This is a genomic window from Albibacterium bauzanense, from assembly GCF_004339765.1.
Taxonomy (GTDB): Bacteria; Bacteroidota; Bacteroidia; order Sphingobacteriales; family Sphingobacteriaceae; genus Albibacterium; species Albibacterium bauzanense.
Genome location: NZ_SMGO01000003.1, coordinates 503,438 through 524,751, shown reverse-complemented (window position 1 = coordinate 524,751; position 21,314 = coordinate 503,438). Strand labels below are relative to the sequence as shown.

The window sequence follows — 21,314 nt, the reverse complement described above, 5'->3', positions numbered from 1 at the left end:
AAGAAAATAACCTGTTGTCTTATTTATCATTAGATTCTCCCTTCTCTTTAAATTCTATGATACCACCTTTTTCTTCAATTGCTTCTGAGCTTGGTTTAGAAACCTTTATTAGCTCCTTACGTTTCTCTTCTTCAATTTGCTTATGATATTCTTGAAGCCTTTCTGCATTCATAAATAGCTCTTTGAATTTATCATAGTCCATATTGATATTAAAACCAAGGCCGGTTTCAACAACCTGCCCCTGAAGAGTTACTTCATAGTCGTTTTTCCTGAAAGCGCGTAAAAAGTATCTTCCATCTTTTGATAATTGATATTCTATGGCAATATCTCCTGCAATATTACTTGGTTTCCTGCCCGGTTGTCCACTACCTTCAATTTCAAAGTTAGAGCCTACCGTAACTTTTAAACGATCATTTAAAAGGCGTTTTGAAATCCCTACATTTAAGTCGGTCCGGTTTTGTAAATCTCCTGTGCTATAATCGTCGGTTGATTGCAGATCGAAGTTTAACTCCACCCCGGCAATTAAGTCCCCGGCCAGGTTGTTAAGCTGCGCACTCAGTAATTCACTAACTGAATTTCTTGCCATCGATTCAACGCTTCCACCAGCCGCACTGGCAAATGGGTTTTCTGCAACAAATCTACCCAATGCAATTAAAGCAAAAACCTGTTTGTTCAGTTCTGATTCATTCTCTCTAACCTGAGCTAACCGGGTATTTACCAAACTGGTAACATCTTGCGAAACCCCTGTATTTACGTCTTGCAGGTTAATGTCAAATGCAATGTTTGGTTTTAACATCTCTCCGGTAAGGATCAGATTTACTTCAAAAGGTATTTTCTGTTTATAATAATTAGAATTCCTTCCTCCAAGCTGATTCTCTAACAGATCGATAGGAGCTGCATTAACATCATAGGCTGCAGTTATATTTAAATCAGCCGCCATCATCTCACCATTCCAGGTAATCGTACTACCTTTCTTGAAATCGAATTTCCGTTTTAGCATATTGAATGACAATTCATAGCTTCCTTCTTCAACTTCATAGGTTCCTGCCAGGGAAATATTACCTCCCGGATCAATTCCTGCATTCAGTTGTGCAGTACCTTTGATGAATAAAGCATCTCCTGTTCCAGGATCAATTATGATCGTAAATTCAGCATCCGGATCAACACCAATATTCAAAGACACATTCAAACCCGTAACAGTTTTGCTCAGGATTGTATCTTGTTCTGCAAATAGCTTGTTATTATTCAGGTCTTGTTTGTTTACAAACTCAACAATGCCCTCCCGTTCCATTAATCCCGGATTATCATCAGGAACCACAACGGTCATTTGAGTATTATCATTTACCTGCAATGACCCATTAACCTGCGGGCTTTCCATAGTACCTGTAATTCGCAGATCACTATCTAAAAACAGCTTTCCATAGAAAAGATCATTGTTCTTATTTGTTGAATTTAATACCTGAAAATTGTCAGCATTTAAATCTAGATCAAAGGTGAAATCGGTATATGTTTTTGTTCGTACTCTTCCATCTAATGTTGCATGGTTGCCCACTCTGTCTGAAATAGAGAAATTAGAAAACTGCATACCATCATCATTAAATGTTATTGCATCATTGTCTATGATAAAGTCTGCATTCAGCATCGAAATGTTTAATTCGGCATCATTGAAGAGCAATTCTCCATTTAAACGAGGAGCATTAGGAGAGCCTGAAATAGCTAGCTGACCATTAATAAAACCCTTTGTGTTTTGTATAGATCCAAAAGAAAAGGCTTCAAGGGTACTCATATTAAGCCGATTCATGTTTAGCATAAAGTCGATTGTTGACTCTTGGTTTGGTGGCGATATATAATCTCCTTTTAAGTTTACATCATTATCAAAACCACTGATTGTAATATCAGTCGCAAATACGTTTTCTCTTAAATTATCTACCTTGAAGTTAATATTACCTAAAGTATCATTTCCAAAATAGAAATCATTTACTGTTAGATCAGACACAAAAGTGGGCGAGCTTTCCAGACGATCTATGGTAGCATCTCCATTAATACCACCGCCTAATTTAAAGGTGCTGCTTTCTATAAATTTAGTGAATGTTTCTATACGGAAGTTAGAAAACCGGACATCAATTGGTGAGTTCAGAACAGAATCCTTGGATACAAAGCTTAGCTCTTGATTGTTGTTTTGTAAAATAAACTGATGAGCCAACAAACCTTCAGTACCGAATAAAATACTGTTCTCCGGATTAATATCCCATTGGTCATAATTAAGAATCAGTCCATCAGGCTTTAAGTTGAAGATAAAATTATCGTTCTCTGCAAGCATTTGTGCACCCAGATGGTATTGTTCCTTATCTGTTGAATCCTTAATCCATAAACCGGCATCTACTTTACTATCTTTAACATTTCCGCTGATTAATGTATTAATAAGCTCAATATTAGAGACGTTGATCTCTCCAATAACTCCTGCATAAAACAAGGTGCTATCGGCCGTGTTTATATCAAAACTTACTCCGTCAACCAGTGTGCCGCCATATAAAATATGCGAAGCACCAATACGTGCGTTAATTGATTTGCTTTCACTGGCGAAATTTCCAAATAAGGTAATGGGCTCCATTTCACTTAATTCAGGTAATACTTCCTGAATAAGAGGGGATCGGATTACTTCAGCATTAAAGTCAAAGCTCTGCGGATCATATGTGCTTGTATCAATTATACTGCTTGGATTATAATAAGTTCTGATTACATCCTGAATTGCAGTAGATAATTGCGTTAACTTATACTGCCCATAAATATTGGCATTTAAGAATTCTGATTCCAGGCCTATTATCTTCAAAGAATCAGTAGCCTCTGACGAAAGGCGTATGCTATCCAGCGCATAGCGTTCGCCATTGTATGAAATCAAAGAATTAATGATGTTAATATCCCCATTTAAAAAGTCAGGATCAGCAGTAGCTAAATCAGCTTCCAGCTGTCCGTGATAGCGAATGTCATCCTCAGTAAGCTTCAAATTCTTTAAGTTGATGCTATCTGCATTCACCGTCATTTTCAACTCAGGGTACTTGTCTTTCCAGGTGGCCTGTGCATCCATCACTAATGTCAGGTTTGTATCAATGCTTGTTAAGTTGGCAAGTATGTCGCCTTTATTGGCTTTAAAATCAATATCAATATCATGATAGGTATAACCCATAACTTCAGCACTTACTAATTTTGCCTGTCCTTCAGCTACCATATTTCGTGGGTCTAAGCTTATCCCTTTTACATCGGCAGTAAAATTGATCTTACCGAACGTTGTGTCATTTTTAAGGAAGCTGCTCACGTCTAAATTCTCGATATTAACCTTAGCCACATAACTTGTATCCCTGCCAGCTTTGTAGTCTGCTATCAGGCTTGCATTTCCGGCAGAGGAATTTAAAACCATATTCGTGCTGATGTTATTGAAGTCACCTCTAATTCTACCGCGCATTTGTATGGATGATGGAACATCCATATCTGCAGGAAGCATACTTTTAGCCACCAAACGGTTGATATCTCTGTTGCTTGTTCGCAGGTTGGCAATATTTAGGTTGACAAAAATATTATCCGGATCCATTATATTCTTAACGTTCCCGGAAACATTCAGATAGGTATCGTTTAACGTGCTTACTACTAACCTGGAAGTATTCAAATCGCTTAACGAACCCGATAAATCACCATCTATTTTAAAGGTTTTATCAAGTAAAGGTTTCATTACCTCCATGGTATCCAACATGGGTGCCAGCAGCGCTACATCCTTCATTCCCAGAGTGCTGTTCTTTAAATTCACATCTAAGGTCATAAGCTCGGGCTTCTCGCTTAGTTCTGTTAGAGATGGATAGCCTATTTCAGCATAATCAGTTAATAAAGTATTGGGAGTCTGGAGAAATAAATCTTTCAATAAAATCCCTGTATTGGTATACGTGAATTCAGTTTCCAATCTGTTAACTTCCAGACCGCTTTGATCTTTAAGATTTAATCTTCCAAGTTTACCTTGAATGGAATCCATTGAAAAGTAAAATTCTGTAAGATCCGCATCCAATTCAGACAGGTTTATATGTGCATAATCCAAGCCTTTCGCTATCTTAGGAGATGTATTGTCATCGTATTTTACTTTGTTGTTTTTCAGGTCAATGGTAGCTGCCGTAACGATCCAATTAACAGACGATTCTTGCGTTGTATCACTTTGTGAAGACTGATCTGAAGAAGGCTTATTAAAAACTAGGTTGGATTCAGAGTCTTTTAAAACGATTTTATTAATCTCTATTACCTCTTTTCTCAGATCCAGATTTTTAAAATCAACAGTCAGGTAATTAAATTTAACCCGCGCATCCATTGCAGAGGCTTCATCCTCATAAACAATGTTAATATTTGTCAGTTCAGCATTTCCCAATTTGAGACTAGGTAGTCCAGCTTCTGCACCGGTTGCTCTTTCAACCCCCAGGTCATCGGTCGATGGGATATCTTCTTTTGTAGCTATTTCCCATTGTTTTATAGTGGTTCTGATTCCATTTATAACCAGTTTTGGGATTTCAAAAGACATGTTTTGCAGATCAAATGTCTTGATCCGTGTATCCAGATGCCCTAAATAGAAATCAGCATTTGTTCCAACAATTTCATCGTTATAGCGTAATTGAATTCTATCCAGATTGATCTTGTCGACAGAAAAAGCCATCGCAGAGGTCGTGTCTTGCGATTCTTCCTCTACCTGTTCTGTTGTAAAAGCTCTGATTATGTAATCGAAATTAAAAGCACTATCCGGAAGTGTTCGGTTTATATTAGCGGTAATTCCTCTAAAATCCAGTTCATTAATTTCTACTTTATTATTTAATAATTTTAACAAACTAATATCAACCAGAAGCGTATCTCCTGCTATTAAAGTGTCCCTGTTTTGATCCTCGAAATACACACCCTCCAATACCATCAGTTTTGGAAGCTTTAAAGAAACCTTTTTGATAGCTACCGGAGTCTGAATTTTGGTTTCTATATAAGAAACGACCTTTTGGACAACAAAATTTTGAAAAGCAGGAATATTGATTAGAATCAACAGAAGAAGGATCAACCCGATAATCGATCCTATTAGCCATAAAATTACCTTTAGTGAAATTTTTGTAAATCTCTTCAATGGATCTGCCTTCTTATGTTTAAATAATCTTTTAACGAATCCTTTCAAAAATAGTTTTAAAAATATCAGAAACAAGATTATCGACAAATATAATTAATTGGTGGAAAACTTAGGTTTAGACACATGCACTAAATCCGTATCTTTGATTTTCAACAATGTTTTAGCTATGCCAAGTTTTTCCCACTTACATGTCCACACACAATTTTCTCTTTTAGATGGTGCTGCCGATATCGGCAGAATGTTTAAAAAAGCAACAAATGATGGTATGAAAGCGATGGCTATTACCGACCATGGTAATATGTTTGGAGTTTTTAAATTTGTTGCTGAAGCCTCAAAGCATGGAATTAAGCCTATTGTTGGCTGTGAATTCTATGTGGTTGAAAACCGACATATTAAGCAGTTTACAAAAGAGAAAAAAGACAAACGTTACCACCAGTTAATGCTGGCAAAGAACCCTCAAGGGTATAAAAATCTGGTTAAATTATGCTCATTGGGCTATATAGAAGGCGTATACAGTAAATGGCCTCGTATAGATAAAGAGCTTATCCTAAAATACCATGAAGGTTTAATAGCCACCACCTGCTGTCTTGGAGCCACAGTTCCCCAATATATCTTGAACAAATCTGAAGAAGAGGCAGAGGAAGAATTCAAATGGTGGTTAGACTTATTTGGAGAAGATTACTACATCGAACTTCAACGTCATAATATCCCTGATCAGGAAAAGGTAAATGCTGTACTTTTAAAGTTTGCCAAAAAATACCAGGTGAAAGTGATTTGCTCCAATGATTCGCATTATGTAGATCAGGAAGATTCAAATGCGCACGATATTTTACTTTGTGTTAATACCGGAGACTTACAAAGCACGCCCATTGCTACAGATGAGGAAGGTGGTAAGGGATATCGTTTTGGTTTCCCGAACGATCAATTCTTCTTCAAGACTCAGGCAGAAATGGCAAGTCTGTTTCACGATATACCCGAAGCATTAGATAATACAAATGAGATTGTAGATAAGGTTGAAACCCTTCAACTGAAAAGGGATATTATGCTTCCCAATTTTCCTATCCCTGATGAATATAAAATTCATAAGGGCCCTGAATCGGACAAAGAAAATCAATGGGAATATTTAAGGCATTTAACTCTTTTAGGGGCGAAAGATCGTTATAAGGATATTGTTCCGGAGGTTCAGGAGCGAATAGACTTTGAGCTTTTCACGATCAAGACAATGGGCTTTGCCGGTTATTTCTTAATCGTTGCAGACTTTATTAAAGCAGGAAGAGATTTAGGAGTTTTTATTGGTCCGGGTAGAGGGTCTGCTGCTGGTTCTGTAGTGGCCTATTGTATTGGTATTACCAATATTGATCCCATTAAGTATAACCTTCTTTTTGAGCGTTTCTTAAATCCGGATCGTAAGTCCATGCCCGATATTGATACAGATTTTGATGATGAAGGCAGGCAGAAGGTGATTGATTATGTGGTCGACAAATATGGCAAGAACCAGGTAGCACAGATTATTACCTATGGTTCAATGGCTGCCAAAAGCAGTATAAAAGATGTGGCCAGGGTGCTTGATTTTCCTTTAAGTGAATCAAATGCTCTTGCAAAACTTGTACCTGACAGGCCAGGAACAAACTTAAATAAGGTTATCTCATTATCTCCTCAGGAAATTAAACAGAACTACGGCCAGGATTTCGAAAACATTCAAAAGCTTCAGGCATTTCATGCAAATACGAGTAGTATGCCTGGGAAGGTTTTAAAGGAGGCACTTATTTTAGAAGGATCTGTTCGAAATGTAGGAATCCATGCAGCCGGAATCATTATTGCACCTGAAGATTTAACGAACATTATTCCGGTTTCAACCTCTAAAGAATCTAACTTATTTATAACGCAATATGATGGTCGCGTAATTGAAGATGCCGGTGTAATCAAGATGGACTTCCTGGGATTAAAAACCCTGACCATTATTAAAAATGCACTCTCTTTAATTAAGCAGAACTACAACAAAGATATTGATATTGATGATATTCCATTGGATGATCTGGATACTTTCGAGCTTTATCAACGTGGAGATACAAACGGAACTTTCCAGTTTGAAAGTGATGGAATGCAGAAATACCTCAGGGAACTAAAACCTGATAAGTTTGAAGATCTGATTGCCATGAATGCCCTGTATCGTCCGGGCCCAATGGATTATATTCCTAGCTACATCAAGAGAAAGCATGGCAGAGAAGAGGTAAGCTATGATTTGGCTGATATGGAAGAATATCTGTCAGATACCTACGGAATTACGGTCTATCAAGAGCAGGTGATGCTTTTATCACAGAAATTAGCAGACTTCTCTAAAGGTGATGCCGATGTCTTGAGAAAGGCAATGGGTAAAAAAGATCGTTATATGTTGGATAAACTGAAACCACAGTTTATTGAAAATGCTAAAAAGAAAGGTCATGATGCCAAGGTTTTAGAAAAGGTATGGACTGACTGGGAAGCATTTGCTTCCTATGCTTTTAATAAGTCACATTCTACCTGTTATGCTCTTGTAGCTTATCAAACGGCTTATTTAAAAGCTCATTACGCGTCTGAGTATATGGCAGCTGTACTTAATAACCAGAACAATATTGAGAAAATCTCATTCTTTATGGAAGAATGTCGCAAGATTGGAGTTATGGTTTTAGGACCGGATGTAAACGAGTCTGATTTACGTTTCAACGTGAACAAGAAAAAGGAGATTCGCTTTGGTCTTTCTGGTATTAAGGGGGTAGGAGATAAAGCAATAGAAAGCATTATTGAAGAGAGGAAGGAGAATGGACCTTATACCAGTATTTACGACTTTGCGCGAAGAGTAAACTCCCGAACAGTTAGTAAAAAGGTATATGAGAATTTAGTGTATAGCGGGGCTTTCGATTGTTTTAACCTACATCGTGCACAGTTCTTTTTTATTCCTCCGGGTAGCACACAAACAGGTATCGATCGCTTAGTGAAATACACCAATGATTTTCAGCACAATGAAAATAACTCGGCGATGTCTCTCTTTGGAGGAACTACCGATGCGGATATTCCGGAACCAACTTTATCTGAATGTCCGGATTGGGATTTAATTGTTAAACTGAAGTATGAGAAAGATGTAATAGGTATTTACTTAACAGGTCATCCATTGGATAATTACAAGGTTGAAATGGACTATTTCTGTACGGATAAAGTAGAACATCTGCATTTAATCGACAAAATTAAGGGAGAAGGTGCTGATGAAGAGGTAATAGAAGGCTTTAATAGAATAAAAAATAGAGAGATCTTAATTGGAGGTTTAGTTTCTGCGGTACAGCATCGCACTACCCGTAATGGCAAACCCTTTGGTATCTTCGTTTTTGAAGACTATACCGATTCCTATGAGATTGCTGTGTTTGGTGAAGATTATGTTAAGTTCAGAGAGTTTCTACATGAGGGCTATTTCCTGCAATTGCGAACAACCGTAAGAGAGCGTTTCGGACAAACAGGTAATTGGGAACTAAAGCTATTGCAAATTCAATTATTGGATGAACTACGCGATAAATTAGCAAAACGTGTTATAATTAAACTTGCACTCAATGAAATATCGTCGGGATTTTTATTGGGATTAAAAGAATTAGTAGAAAGGAATGCAGAGAGCGAAGGATTGAAGAACTGCGAATTAAAGTTTGAAATTAAAGACCATGAAGATCGAATTAAGCTAAATATGCCTTCGAAGAACATTCGAATCAACCCGGATAATGAATTTCTTGAAGGATTGAAGAAGATGAATGTCAACGACTTTACGTTGAACTAATGTCAGAATTGCAGATATATACTTTGGTAAGGTATTTGAAGGAGTATATTTGTATATTGGTTATAAGAAATATCACCACGTAAATAAAAAAGTATGACTATTGAAATCACAGACAGCAACTTCGAGGAAGTTGTATTGAAAGCAGACAAGCCAGTATTAGTGGATTTTTGGGCTGAATGGTGTGGCCCTTGCCGTATGGTGGGCCCTGTTGTAGAAGAGCTATCGAATGAATATCAAGGAAAAGCAGTAATCGGTAAAGTAGATGTGGACAACAACCCTGAAGTATCGATGAAGTTTGGAATTCGTAATATTCCTGCATTATTATATTTCAAAAACGGAGAAATTGTTGACAAACAAATCGGTGCAGTTCCAAAATCGGTTCTAGCAGAAAAGCTTGACAAACAACTATAGTACTTAATATATTTTGCAAGAAAAGGCCAGCTATTTATATAGCTGGCCTTTTCTTTTTGACTTATAATTCCATTTCCTTATTCTTTACTTTTGACCTGCTAGTAGTTAAATACTCATTTAACAGAGAATGTACAGTGATTGAATAGTGGTTGTACAGTGGTAATAGGACTGTCTGACCACTGTTCAACCACTGTTTGACCACTGTTTAACCACTGTTTGGTTAAAATAATAATGCAGTTTGCTTATAATAAAAAAGCCTACAGATTAAAGAGCTATTCTCTATCTGTAGGCTTTATATATTGACTGAATTAGTCTAGTCTTTGTAAAGTTCTTCTTGTAATTGTTTAACGCCTTCATCACGAATATATTCATCGTAAGTCATTAACTTATCGATGTATCCATTAGGTGTTATTTCGATGATCCTGTTAGCAACGGTTTGCGTTAACTCGTGGTCACGAGAGGTGAAGAGCGTAGTTCCTTTGAAATCATTCAATCCGTTGTTTAATGCAGTGATAGATTCCAGGTCAAGGTGATTCGTAGGCTCATCAAGCAATAACAGATTTGCTTGTTGAAGCATCATTCTGGAGAACATGCATCTCATTTTTTCACCTCCTGAAAGAACAGAGCATTTTTTTAGTACTTCTTCTCCGGAGAAAAGCATTCTGCCTAAGAAACTACGGATGAACTGGTCATCTTGATCGGTATCTGAGAAGTCTCTCAGCCAGTCGATTAAATTATCGTTTTTGCCTTCAAAGAATTTACTGTTATCCATTGGCATATCAGCTATTTTAATCGTGATACCCCATTTGAATGATCCAGTATAATCTGCATCTCTGCCAGCTAATATTTCATAGAAGGCGGTAGTAGCAAGAGAATTTCTTGATAATACTGCTATTTTGTCGCCTTTATTAACCATGAGGTTCAGGCCTTTAAATAGAACGGTACCATCAACTGTTTTTCCAAGATTCTCGATGGTTAAGATCTGATCTCCAGCTTCACGTTCCATGTTATTAAACATGATGGCCGGGTATTTTCTATTCGATGGTTTAATGTCATCTAAATTGATCTTATCAAGTGCTTTTTTACGACTTGTAGCCTGTTTCGATTTGGAAGCATTCGCACTAAAGCGGCGGATAAAGTCTTGAAGTTCCTTCACTTTATCTTCCATCTTTTTATTCTGATCGGTACGTTGTTTCAGAGCTAACTGACTTGATTCATACCAGAATGAGTAGTTTCCTGAGTAGATAGACATTTTAGCGAAGTCGATATCGACAACATGTGTACAAACTGTATCCAGGAAGTGACGATCGTGAGAAACCACCAATACAATAGCTTCGTAGCCAGCAAGAAAATCTTCTAACCAGGCAATGGTATCTATATCCAAATCGTTTGTAGGCTCATCCAGTAACAAGATATCAGGCTTTCCAAATAAGGCTTGTGCTAATAAAACTCTAACTTTTTGATTACCGTCAATCTCTTTTAGTAATTTAAAGTGCAAGTCTTCTGTAATTCCTAAGTTGCTTAGAAGGGTTGCAGCATCGCTCTCTGCATTCCATCCGTCCATTTCTGCGAAAAGGTTTTCTAATTCACCGGCGCGTTCACCATCTGCATCCGTAAAATCTTCTTTAGCATATATGGCATCTTTCTCCTTCATGATCTTATAAAGATCCTGATGTCCCATCATGACGGTTTCTATTACCGGAAAATCATCAAACTGATAGTGATTCTGGGTTAATACGGCCATCCGCTCTCCCGGAGTAAAGCTTACCGATCCGGTAGAGGGATCAACCTCTCCTGATAAGATTTTTAAAAAAGTGGATTTTCCTGCACCATTAGCCCCTATAATTCCATAGCAATTGCCTTGTGTGAATTTAAGGTTAACATCTTCAAAAAGTACGCGTTTCCCAAAACGAAGGGATAAATTAGAAACTGTAATCATGGGCGCAAAGGTAAGGATTTGATATGAATTATGTAAGTTTTTATCACTTCATTGTTACTCATGCAGTTCTAATAAAACATTGACTATCAGTTAATATTTCATAAATTTATGTTTGATGGTGAATATCATTCGATTTAAATATTCTCGTTTTCTTCTATGAAAAGATATTTTTTAATTCGACTTATTATTTTAATTGGATCGTTTGGTCTGATATTACCAGCATTTAGTCAGAAATTAAGCTTTAATAATGGGCATCGTAAAGATGTGATGCGTTTTAAGCTCGTTCATAATTTAATTGTTATTCCTGTGTTCGTCAACGACAGGGGCCCTTTTAATTTTATTTTAGACAGTGGGGTTAAGCCGATAATCATTACTGACTCTTCGATAGTTAGTCCATTAGATACAGTTAGTTTGTTTCTCTCCAGAATCCGGGGGCGCGGAATTGGTCCTGAGCTTGAAGCTTTTGTAATGACAAACCTTTCAATTGATGTCGGAGATGCTTCAGGCGATAAATTATCTGGTATTTTATTAAAGGAAGACCCCTTTCATTTGTCGGCATATGTAGGTATACCAATTCATGGCATCATTGGCTCTGATGTGTTCAATAGCTTTATGGTGAAATTAAACTATCTGAGCAGTAAGATGACCTTGTATAATCCGGAAGAGAAGATACGGAAAAGAGGTGATCAGATTCCGATCCAGTTAATTGATGAGAAGCCTTATGTAAACGTGTTGGTGAGCAGTGAGGATGGATCGAAAGATTCGTTGCTGCTGCTGATAGATTCAGGAGCCGGTCATGCTTTTTCATTGGATTTAACGGATGATCAGAAACGAATACATCCTGCAAAAACTATTGAGGGAAATTTGGGTAAAGGCCTTAGTGGTTCTATATATGGTTTAGTAGGGCGTTTACCTGAAATTCAATTAGGAGAGTTTTCTGTGAAAAAGGTTGTAGTTGCTTTTCCCATGTATGAAGATATTAGCGTACGGTCGATAATGACAGAAAGGAGTGGATCTATTGGTGGAGAGCTGCTGAAAAGGTTTCATGTATTGTTTGATTATTCAAGACAGGAAATGTATTTGAAGAAGAACAGGGAGTTCAGAAAGCCTTATGAATATGATATGTCGGGAATGGAGGTATATATTCTGACTGATGAAGAGAATCATAAACGGTTTTTCATTAGCCAGATAGATAAAGATACGCCGGCTGAGAAAGAGGGCTTTTTAGCCGGTGATGAAATTCTATCCATTAACTTTAAGGATGTAGAGGGATATACCTTAGATGATATTAATAACCTTTTGCAAGAAGAAACGACAACCGATCTGCTCTTCCAGATACTGAGAGACGACCAGATTTTGGTTAAGCTGCTTGAATTGAAAAGAAGGATCTGAGACTACTTCAATAAATTTACCTGATATAGGTCCTTTCTTCTGTCTTTCATGGTTTTTACAGTTCCATATTCATGTATTTCCTTTAATAAGAACAGATCAACATCGGCAAGAATTAACATTTCTGTATTGGGCGTTGCTTCAGCTTTTACACCATTGGTAGGGAAAGCAAAATCGGAAGGAGTGAATACAGCTGATTGAGCATATTGGATATCCATGTTATTTACCTTAGGAAGGTTACCAACCGAGCCTGCAATGGCAACATAGCACTCATTTTCAATAGCTCTTGCCTGTGCACAGCTTCTTACACGTGTATAACCGTTTTGAGTATCTGTTAAAAAGGGTACGAACAAAATCTGCATTCCCTGGTCAGCTAAGATTCTGCTTAGCTCTGGAAATTCAACGTCGTAGCAGATCAATATACCTACTTTACCACAATCGGTATCAAATACTTTAACCTTATCACCACCATACATTCCGTAATATTTAACTTCGTTTGGTGTAATGTGCACTTTCCGATACTCGTCATAACTTCCGTTTCTATGGCATAAATAAGAAACGTTATACAGTTTATCATTATCGGTTAAAGGCATGGACCCTGAGATAATGTTCACATTATAAGAAACTGCAAGCTGTTGAATTCGTTCTCTGATTCCATCTGTCAATTCTGCCAGTTTTTGCATGGCTTCTCTTTCTGGCAAATGATTGAAAGGCCCCATTAAAGGAGTGTTGAAAAACTCCGGGAACACTGCAAAATCGGCATTGTAGCCACTTACAGCATCTACAAAGAATTCAACTTGATCGTAAAAAGCTTCAATATCATTGAAAGCACGCATTTGCCATTGAACAAGACCTAGCCTAATGGTTTGTTTAGATTGAGATCCGGCTTTTGTATCTGCATCGTAATAGATGTTATTCCACTCCAGCAAGGTTGCATACTCTCTTGATTCTTCATCGCCGGGAAGGTAGTTTTTAAGGATTTTCCTAACGTGGAAGTCGTTTGAAAGCTGGAAAGTTAAAGTAGGATCGTAAATCTCTTTTTGTTTAACTTTCTGAATGTATTGTCTTGGAGATAGTGTGTCAGAATGTTCATGATATTTTGGTATACGGCCGCCAGCGACAATGCTTTTCAGGTTCATCTCTTCGCACATTTCTTTTCGGGCATCGTATAATCTTCTTCCTAAACGAAGTGAACGATATTCTGGATGAACAAATACCTCAATTCCATATAAAATATTTCCTTCGGGGCTATGGGTCGTGAATTTCCCATTATCAATAATCTCCTTGTAGGTATGACCAGAATATACGTCTTTTGAGTTTGTGATAATGGCTAGAGCACAGGCAACAACCTTTCCATCGACTTCAACACAAAGCTGGCCTTCAGGAAAGATATTGATTAAATCACTGATATTTGTCTTTGTCCAGATACCGCCAGCAGAACCATGATAAGCTTCAATCATTGAGTTTTTTAAATCATGATAATCGTTTATGTTAAGCTGTCTGACTTCTATATTCATGTTTGAAATTTATTGTTGAGTAGTTGTTTTTATGATGGCTGCTGCTTTGTTTAGAACAAGGTATTCCCTTTGAAGTTTGTTTTCCCCAGGTGTTTAAAAGCAAGTTCTGTACATTCTCTGCCCCGGCTGGTTCTCATTAGAAAGCCTTCCTGAATTAGAAATGGCTCATATACTTCTTCAATGGTTCCTTCATCTTCTCCCACTGCTGTTGCAATGGTTTTTAAACCAACCGGGCCGCCTTTAAACTTATCGATTATGGTTGTTAAGATGCGGTTGTCCATTTCATCCAAACCATATTCGTCGACATTTAAAGCATCCAGAGCATATTTAGCAATCTTTGTGTCTATTATGCCAGTTCCTTTAATTTGAGCGAAATCTCTGGTTCTTCGAAGCAGTGCATTGGCTATTCTGGGTGTACCGCGACTTCTTCTGGCTATTTCGTATGCGCCTTCATCGTTTATTTCTGTATTTAAGATCTGGGCAGAACGTAGAACGATATCTGTTAATAGTTTAGCATCGTAATACTGTAATCGGGAGTTTATTCCAAAGCGTGCGCGCAGGGGTGCGGTTAATAATCCTGATCGGGTAGTAGCGCCAATTAATGTAAAGGGATTTAATGTGATCTGTACAGAACGCGCATTCGGCCCTGTTTCCAGCATGATATCAATTTTGAAATCCTCCATCGCGGAGTATAAGTACTCTTCAACAATGGGGCTGAGCCTGTGTATTTCATCAATAAAAAGGATATCACCTTCGTTCAGGTTGGTTAATAAACCAGCTAAATCACCTGCTTTATCCAGAACCGGACCTGAGGTTATTTTAATTCCGGTTCCCATTTCATTCGCAATAATATGAGAAAGGGTAGTTTTTCCTAAGCCCGGAGGGCCATGCAGCAGAACATGGTCAAGTGATTCTCCACGTAATTTAGCAGCCTTTACAAATACCTTCAGGTTTTCGAGAATCTTAAATTGTCCGGTAAAGTCTTCAAAAAGCTGAGGTCTCAATACTCTTTCGATATCTCGCTCAGGTTCTGTTAGTCGATCTTGATTGGGGTCTAAATGCTCGTTCATTCCTTTAAGGTAAATATGAACAAAGATAGGATTTTTAGGTTTAAGAAGTTCTGGTTAAGAAGTCTTATAGTTTCTGAAGAAACTATTCAGTTTCATTTGAATGACACCGAAAAAAGCTTCACGGAATATTCGGGTGCTCATTTTAGATACGCCTGCTGTACGATCTGTAAATATGATCGGTATTTCGACAACCTTAAAACCGTATTGAATGGCTGTAAATTTCATTTCGATTTGAAAGGCATAGCCTACGAATTTTATTTTATCGAGCGGAATGGTTTCTAATACCTTTCTGCGATAGCAAATAAAACCTGCTGTAGCGTCCTGAATTTTGATCCCGGTAATTAAGCGTACATATCCTGATGCAAAATAAGACATTAACACTCTGTTCATTGGCCAGTTAACTACATTAACACCTTTGATGTAGCGAGAACCAATAACCATATCGGCTCCATTCTTACAAGCATCTAAGAGATGAATCAGATCTTCCGGATTATGAGAGAAGTCTGCATCCATTTCAAAAATGAATTCATAGTGGTTTTTCAGTGCCCAATTGAATCCATGAATATAAGCAGTACCCAATCCTAATTTCCCTTTACGTTCTTCCAGGTGCAGACTTTCAGGATATTCTTGTTGAAGCGATTTGACTATTTGTGCAGTTCCATCAGGCGAGCCGTCATCTACAATAAGAATATCAAAAGGGTAGGTTAGTGAGAAGACCTTTCGGATGATCTTCTCAATATTTTCCTTTTCATTGTAAGTAGGGATTATAACCAGACTGTCGGCCATCAATTAACTATTCTTTTTTTAATGAATTCCATGCATCATTCTCTTTAACCAAGGAGATAGTGCCAGTAAAATTACTCCTGCAATAATCGGTATCAGAGTGAAGATCATAAAGAATACTGAGATTGAATAGGCAGCTGATATCTTATCGATATAACTGGCAGATAGTCCACCAAGTAAGTTTGCTACTGCACTTGAAAGGAACCAGAATCCGAAGATTAATCCTACTAAGTGTTTTGGAGATAGTTTACTTACATAAGATAATCCGACTGGAGATAAGCATAATTCACCCATTGTATGGAAAAGGTAGGCGAGTATAAGCCAGATCATACTTACTTGAGCAGTAAGAGCTCCTTGTGGAATATCGCGGCTGCCGTAAGCTAATACACCAAAACCGATACCTAATAAAACTAATCCGATTGCAAATTTAGCTGGTCCGCTTGGATTGAATACCTTCTCCCACATTTTTGCAAATAGGGTAGCTAGTGTTATAATAAAAAAGGAGTTTAATATCTGGAACCACGATGCGGTTACTTCTGTTTCCAGGGCATTAAATTCTCTGAGAACTTTCCATATTGCAATTCCCCATATGATTAGAAAGCTTAGCGCGGTAAAGTAAATGGTTAAAGGATATTTTTTGATAATCTGTTTAGCCAATAAGCCAAGTACCCATGTTAATAATATTAAAGGGAAAATTGTTAGTCCGGCATCGACCCATTTAAAGGCTACTGCCTGGCTCCCGACTAAAATACGCTGCGTATAATCGTTTGCGAAGAAGGTCATGGAGCTTCCTGCTTGTTCGAAAGCCATCCAGAAAAAGATACTAAAGAAGGTTAAGATACCGATCACGATTAATCGGTCTCTAATAATGTTTTTTGGTAGTTCTTCTTCTTCCTCTTCTGGTTTATTTGCAAGTTCAAGAGCTTCTTTTCGCTCTTTCGTTTTTTTAACAGTTTCTCCTAGTTTCCCAAATATATGCTGTCCATAATGGAATTGAAGCATACCGAAGAACATGAATATACCTGCTAATCCGAAACCCCAATGCCAGCCTATTTTTTCACCGATGTATCCACAAAGCATAATTCCTAAGAAAGCACCAGCGTTAATACCCATATAAAATATAGTGAATGCTGAATCTTTTTTGGCGCTATTATCTGGATATAGCTGACCTACAATGGATGATATATTTGGTTTAAACATACCGTTACCCATAATAAGAAGAATCAATCCTAAATAAAAGAAGCTGGATCCAATACCTTCAAGTGCCATTGAGGCATGTCCCAGTGTCATGATTAAGGCGCCCCATAGAACTGCCTTTCGATAGCCGGTTATTTTATCAGCTATTATCCCTCCGAGCAAGGGTGTTATATATACTAAGAAAGTGTAGACGGCATACAGTTGCGCTGCTTCTTCACGTGTCCATGCCCAGCCGTTTTTTGAGATTTCACTTACTAAGAAGAGTGTTAATAATGCACGCATTCCATAGTAACTAAAGCGCTCCCACATTTCAGTAAAGAATAAGACAAACAGACCTACTGGATGCCCAAGAGTAGTGTGTGTATCTACCTCGTTCTTAATAAGATGCTTTGATAGAACTTCGTCTTGTTCGGATGATTTCATATAAAGAGAATTAGTGTATTTTAATATCTGCTTATAGGGTAATTACTAATTTTAATGTCAAAAATGCAACAATTATCTGAAAGTAGCTTTAGAAAGTTCAATTTATGCGAACAATTAGAGCTTGTTAAATATAAATTCAGACATCTTTGTATAGAGGTGTAAACTTGTATTTCCACCGTTTATACTGTGGTTTTTATTAGGATAATATGCTTGATCAAAAGGTTTGTTTGCATTTATTAAAGCCTCTGAGAGCATGATACTATTTTGAAAATGAACGTTATCGTCTGCAGTTCCATGAATAAGCAGAAAGTTGCCTTTTAATTTATTTGCAAAGCTTATTGGCGAGTTATTATCATAACCGCTTGAATTTTCCTGAGGTGTACGCATATACCGCTCTGTATAAATGCTATCATAAAAACGCCAATTTGTTACAGGTGCAACTGCGATGGCAGTTTTGAATACATCAGCTCCTTTTGTTATTGCAAGAGAAGCCATGTAACCTCCATAGCTCCATCCCCATATTCCGATTCGGTCTTTATCTACATAGCTTTGTTCGCCTAGCCATTTTGCAGCTTCTATCTGGTCGATGGTTTCATATTTACCTAATTCAAGGTAGGTCATTTTTTTAAATTCAGCACCCCGGAAACCTGTACCCCGATTATCTACACATACTATTAAGTAGCCTTTTTGGGCCAGGTAGTCGAACCAGTAATTATGCGTCCATGAATTAACAACGTTTTGGCTTCCTGGCCCGCCATAAACAAACATTAAAACAGGATATTTGGTATCCTTGTTAAAGTTTGTGGGTTTAATCATATAACCGTTTAAATCAGCTCCCTCTGAGGTAGTGAAGCTAAAAAAATCACGAGGTGATATTCCATATTCTTTGCTGACTTCTTTGCTTGTATGGTTATCTTCCAATACGCGTATAATGCCCTTGTTGCTGTTTAAAGTTATATAAGGAGGAGTGTTTACACTTGAATAATTTAAAACATAATAGCTGAAATCTGCACTGAACGTTGCGGCGTTCGTGCCTTCAGATATGCTGATCTTTTTCTTTTTATTTCCTGAAAGGTTAATGGAATAAATGTCGCGTTGTAAAGGAGAGCTTTCAGTAGATTGGAAATATAAGGTACCAGTCTCTTCATTGATTCCATATAGTTTTGTAACCTCCCAATTCCCCTTCGTGATCTGTTGTATTAGTTTTCCATCGATATTATATAAATAGATATGATTGTATCCATCTTGTTCACTGGTTAATAAGAAGTGCTTATTGTCTTTTAGAAAAGTTAAATCATCATTGATATCGATGTAATATTTGTCGGTTTCTGTTAGTATGATATTTGTGGATTGCTTCTTTTCGTTCCAAAGCAGATATTCAAGTTGATTTTGATGCCTGTTCATTCGCAGAACACAAAGTATGTTGGGATCTTGTGTCCACTTTATACGGGGAATATATTGATCTTTTTCAGAGCCGATATCTACTGTTGAAGTATTTTTATTTGCCAGGTTGTAAACATGAATGCTTATCGTAGAGTTCTTTTCTCCGGCTTTAGGATATTTAAATTTGTATTCTGAAGGATAGAGACCTGTGAACATGGTCATGGAAAACTCTTTTACTTCAGTTTCATCAAAACGATAGAAAGCGATTTGCTTACTGTCAGGGCTCCAGAAGAACGCACTGGTAAAAGAAAACTCTTCCTGATAAACCCAGTCTGTTCCACCATTAATGATCTCATTGTGTTTGCCATCATGGGTTATCTGAACTTCTTCTCCTGAAGCAAGGTCAGTATAGAATAGATCATTGCCTCTTACAAAGCCAACTTTTGATCCATCAGGAGAGAAGGTTGCATAAAGCTGCTTCTCTTTATTGTTGGAAACAGGACTTATCTTCTTGGTTTGAAGGTCTAAAACATAATAGAAAGCTTTGGTAGAATAGCGGTATATCTTTTCGCTTTGGTAGGCTATTAGCACCTTTTTTTCGTCCGGACTGAAATCTGTTCCGATCGGGAGTTTGATATTATTATAGGTTAAGTCTTTTTCTGAGAATAATTCTTCAGAAATCTTTCCATCGCTGTAGTTTCTTCGTGCTACAAAACGTTCTTTGGTAATGGGATTGGTTTCAATGGATACATAACTTTTACCGTCATTCATTGAACGGAAGCCAGCTACGACATTGGTTTTGAAGGTGTTGTTTTTATAGATATCTTCCAGAGTTATCTTTTTAGAATCCTCTAAAGTTATCGGTTTGGGTGTTTGAGCAAGCGCATAATTCCCTAATAAGAAGAAAATAAAAATAAATTTATTCATTTAATAAGATAAGTACGGATTTATATTTTATAGATTCTCAATTACAATTGAGCTGGCACCACCGCCACCATTACAGATCCCTGCGACTCCTATTCGGCCTTTATTCTGTTCAAGCACATTCAATAGTGTAACGACTATTCTTGCACCTGAAGCGCCTAAGGGATGTCCCATCGCAACTGCACCCCCATTAACATTGACCCTTTCATCCGACAAATTTAATAATTTGTTGTTAGTTAAAGAAACTACCGAGAAAGCTTCGTTGATTTCATAATAATCTACATCCTTGCTTTCAATGTTCGCTAGCTTCAATGCTTTTGGTATTGCTTTGGAAGGTGCTGTTGTAAACCATTCCGGAGCTTGTTGTGCATCTGCATAGCTTAATATTCGCGCAATGGGCTTTAAACCAAGTTCTTCCAGCTTTTTCTTACTCATTAATATCAGGGCTGCTGCGCCATCATTTAAGGTTGATGCATTAGCAGCTGTTACTGTACCTTCTTTTTGAAAAACTGGTTTTAATGCAGGAATTTTCTCAAAGTTAACATTGTATATTTCTTCGTCTTCGTCAATAATGGTGATTTCTCCTTTACGTCCAACAATTTCAATGGGAACGATCTCTTTTTTAAACTTTCCATCTTTACAAGCACGTTGAGCTCTTTTGTAAGACTCAATTGCATAAGCATCCTGATCTTCGCGAGATATATTACATTCGCTTGCACAAAGTTCGGCTGCGGAACCCATATGATAGTCGTTATAGACATCCCATAGACCGTCTTTTACTAATCCATCTATTAGTTCACTGTTTCCTAAGCGATAGCCTGTTCTTGCCTTATCTAAATAATATGGAACATTGCTCATGCTTTCTGTGCCGGCGGCTACTACTATGTCGTTTTGCCCTAAAGAAATGCTTTGTGCAGCTAACATAATGGCTTTCATACCTGAAGCACAAACTTTATTTACGGTAGTTGCAGGAATATCTGCTAAGCCAGCAAACTTTGCTGCTTGTGTGGCGGGAGCTTGTCCTAAATTTGCAGATAGTACGTTTCCTAAATAAATTTCTTCGACTTGGCCGGGATTAATGTTTGCACGCTTAACAGCTTCAGTGATTGCCTTACCAGCTAATTCTGTAGCAGATAGAGCAGATAGTTTTCCACCAAAGCTGCCAATGGGAGTTCTTACGGCCGATACAATAAATACTTCCTGGATTGACATATTGTATTTTTTTGCTTTTGTGGAGGTAATGATGTTTGTTACAATTCGTTAGTTGCTATTTATAACAAATGTATAACAAAATATTGCCATTGGAGGTTTTCGGCTTTCTGTAGTATTTAAATTTCTTTGGAATTTT

Annotated in this window: 11 protein-coding genes; 3 read left to right on the top strand and 8 right to left on the bottom strand. The window is 37.5% G+C overall.

The window, feature by feature from the left end; all coding sequences use genetic code 11:
* Window positions 1-19: 19 nt before the first annotated feature.
* Complete coding sequence (locus C8N28_RS13540; protein ID WP_165870345.1) at window positions 20-5,134, bottom strand: translocation/assembly module TamB domain-containing protein; 5,115 nt, start codon at window positions 5,132-5,134, stop codon at window positions 20-22.
* 142 nt (window positions 5,135-5,276) lie between these two features.
* Between C8N28_RS13540 and dnaE the strand changes: the two genes are divergently transcribed.
* Together dnaE and trxA are read left to right on the top strand one after the other, a co-directional pair.
* A complete protein-coding gene (gene dnaE, locus C8N28_RS13535; protein WP_246012835.1) occupies window positions 5,277-8,930 on the top strand; it encodes a DNA polymerase III subunit alpha in 3,654 nt (1,217 codons plus the stop codon).
* 93 nt (window positions 8,931-9,023) lie between these two features.
* Window positions 9,024-9,341, top strand: coding sequence for a thioredoxin (gene trxA, locus C8N28_RS13530; protein ID WP_132225772.1), 318 nt, complete (start codon window positions 9,024-9,026; stop codon window positions 9,339-9,341).
* Between the two features lie 313 nt (window positions 9,342-9,654).
* Here trxA and C8N28_RS13525 read toward each other — a convergent pair whose 3' ends face one another.
* On the bottom strand, window positions 9,655-11,280 hold the full coding sequence (locus C8N28_RS13525; RefSeq protein WP_132225770.1) for an ABC-F family ATP-binding cassette domain-containing protein: 1,626 nt from the start codon (window positions 11,278-11,280) through the stop codon (window positions 9,655-9,657).
* A 156-nt stretch (window positions 11,281-11,436) separates the two neighbouring features.
* Here C8N28_RS13525 and C8N28_RS13520 point away from each other — a divergent pair, with 156 nt between their 5' ends.
* A complete protein-coding gene (locus tag C8N28_RS13520) occupies window positions 11,437-12,672 on the top strand; it encodes a PDZ domain-containing protein (RefSeq protein ID WP_132225768.1) in 1,236 nt (411 codons plus the stop codon).
* Between the two features lie 2 nt (window positions 12,673-12,674).
* Here C8N28_RS13520 and C8N28_RS13515 read toward each other — a convergent pair whose 3' ends face one another.
* The 6 genes from C8N28_RS13515 to C8N28_RS13490 form a co-directional block, all read right to left on the bottom strand.
* A complete protein-coding gene (locus C8N28_RS13515) occupies window positions 12,675-14,186 on the bottom strand; it encodes a carbon-nitrogen hydrolase family protein (protein ID WP_132225766.1) in 1,512 nt (503 codons plus the stop codon).
* A 50-nt stretch (window positions 14,187-14,236) separates the two neighbouring features.
* Entirely contained in the window at window positions 14,237-15,256 is a 1,020-nt protein-coding gene (gene ruvB / locus C8N28_RS13510) for a Holliday junction branch migration DNA helicase RuvB (protein ID WP_132225764.1), read from the bottom strand.
* Between the two features lie 54 nt (window positions 15,257-15,310).
* Window positions 15,311-16,042, bottom strand: a complete 732-nt coding sequence (locus C8N28_RS13505) for a polyprenol monophosphomannose synthase (protein ID WP_132225762.1) — start codon at window positions 16,040-16,042, stop codon at window positions 15,311-15,313.
* Between the two features lie 18 nt (window positions 16,043-16,060).
* Entirely contained in the window at window positions 16,061-17,659 is a 1,599-nt protein-coding gene (locus tag C8N28_RS13500; protein WP_132225760.1) for a peptide MFS transporter, read from the bottom strand.
* Window positions 17,660-17,773: 114 nt separating this feature from the next.
* Window positions 17,774-19,969 (bottom strand): S9 family peptidase, encoded by a 2,196-nt coding sequence (locus C8N28_RS13495; RefSeq protein ID WP_132225758.1) that lies wholly within the window; start codon window positions 19,967-19,969, stop codon window positions 17,774-17,776.
* 27 nt (window positions 19,970-19,996) lie between these two features.
* Complete coding sequence (locus tag C8N28_RS13490) at window positions 19,997-21,172, bottom strand: acetyl-CoA C-acyltransferase (RefSeq protein ID WP_132225852.1); 1,176 nt, start codon at window positions 21,170-21,172, stop codon at window positions 19,997-19,999.
* Window positions 21,173-21,314 lie beyond the last annotated feature (142 nt).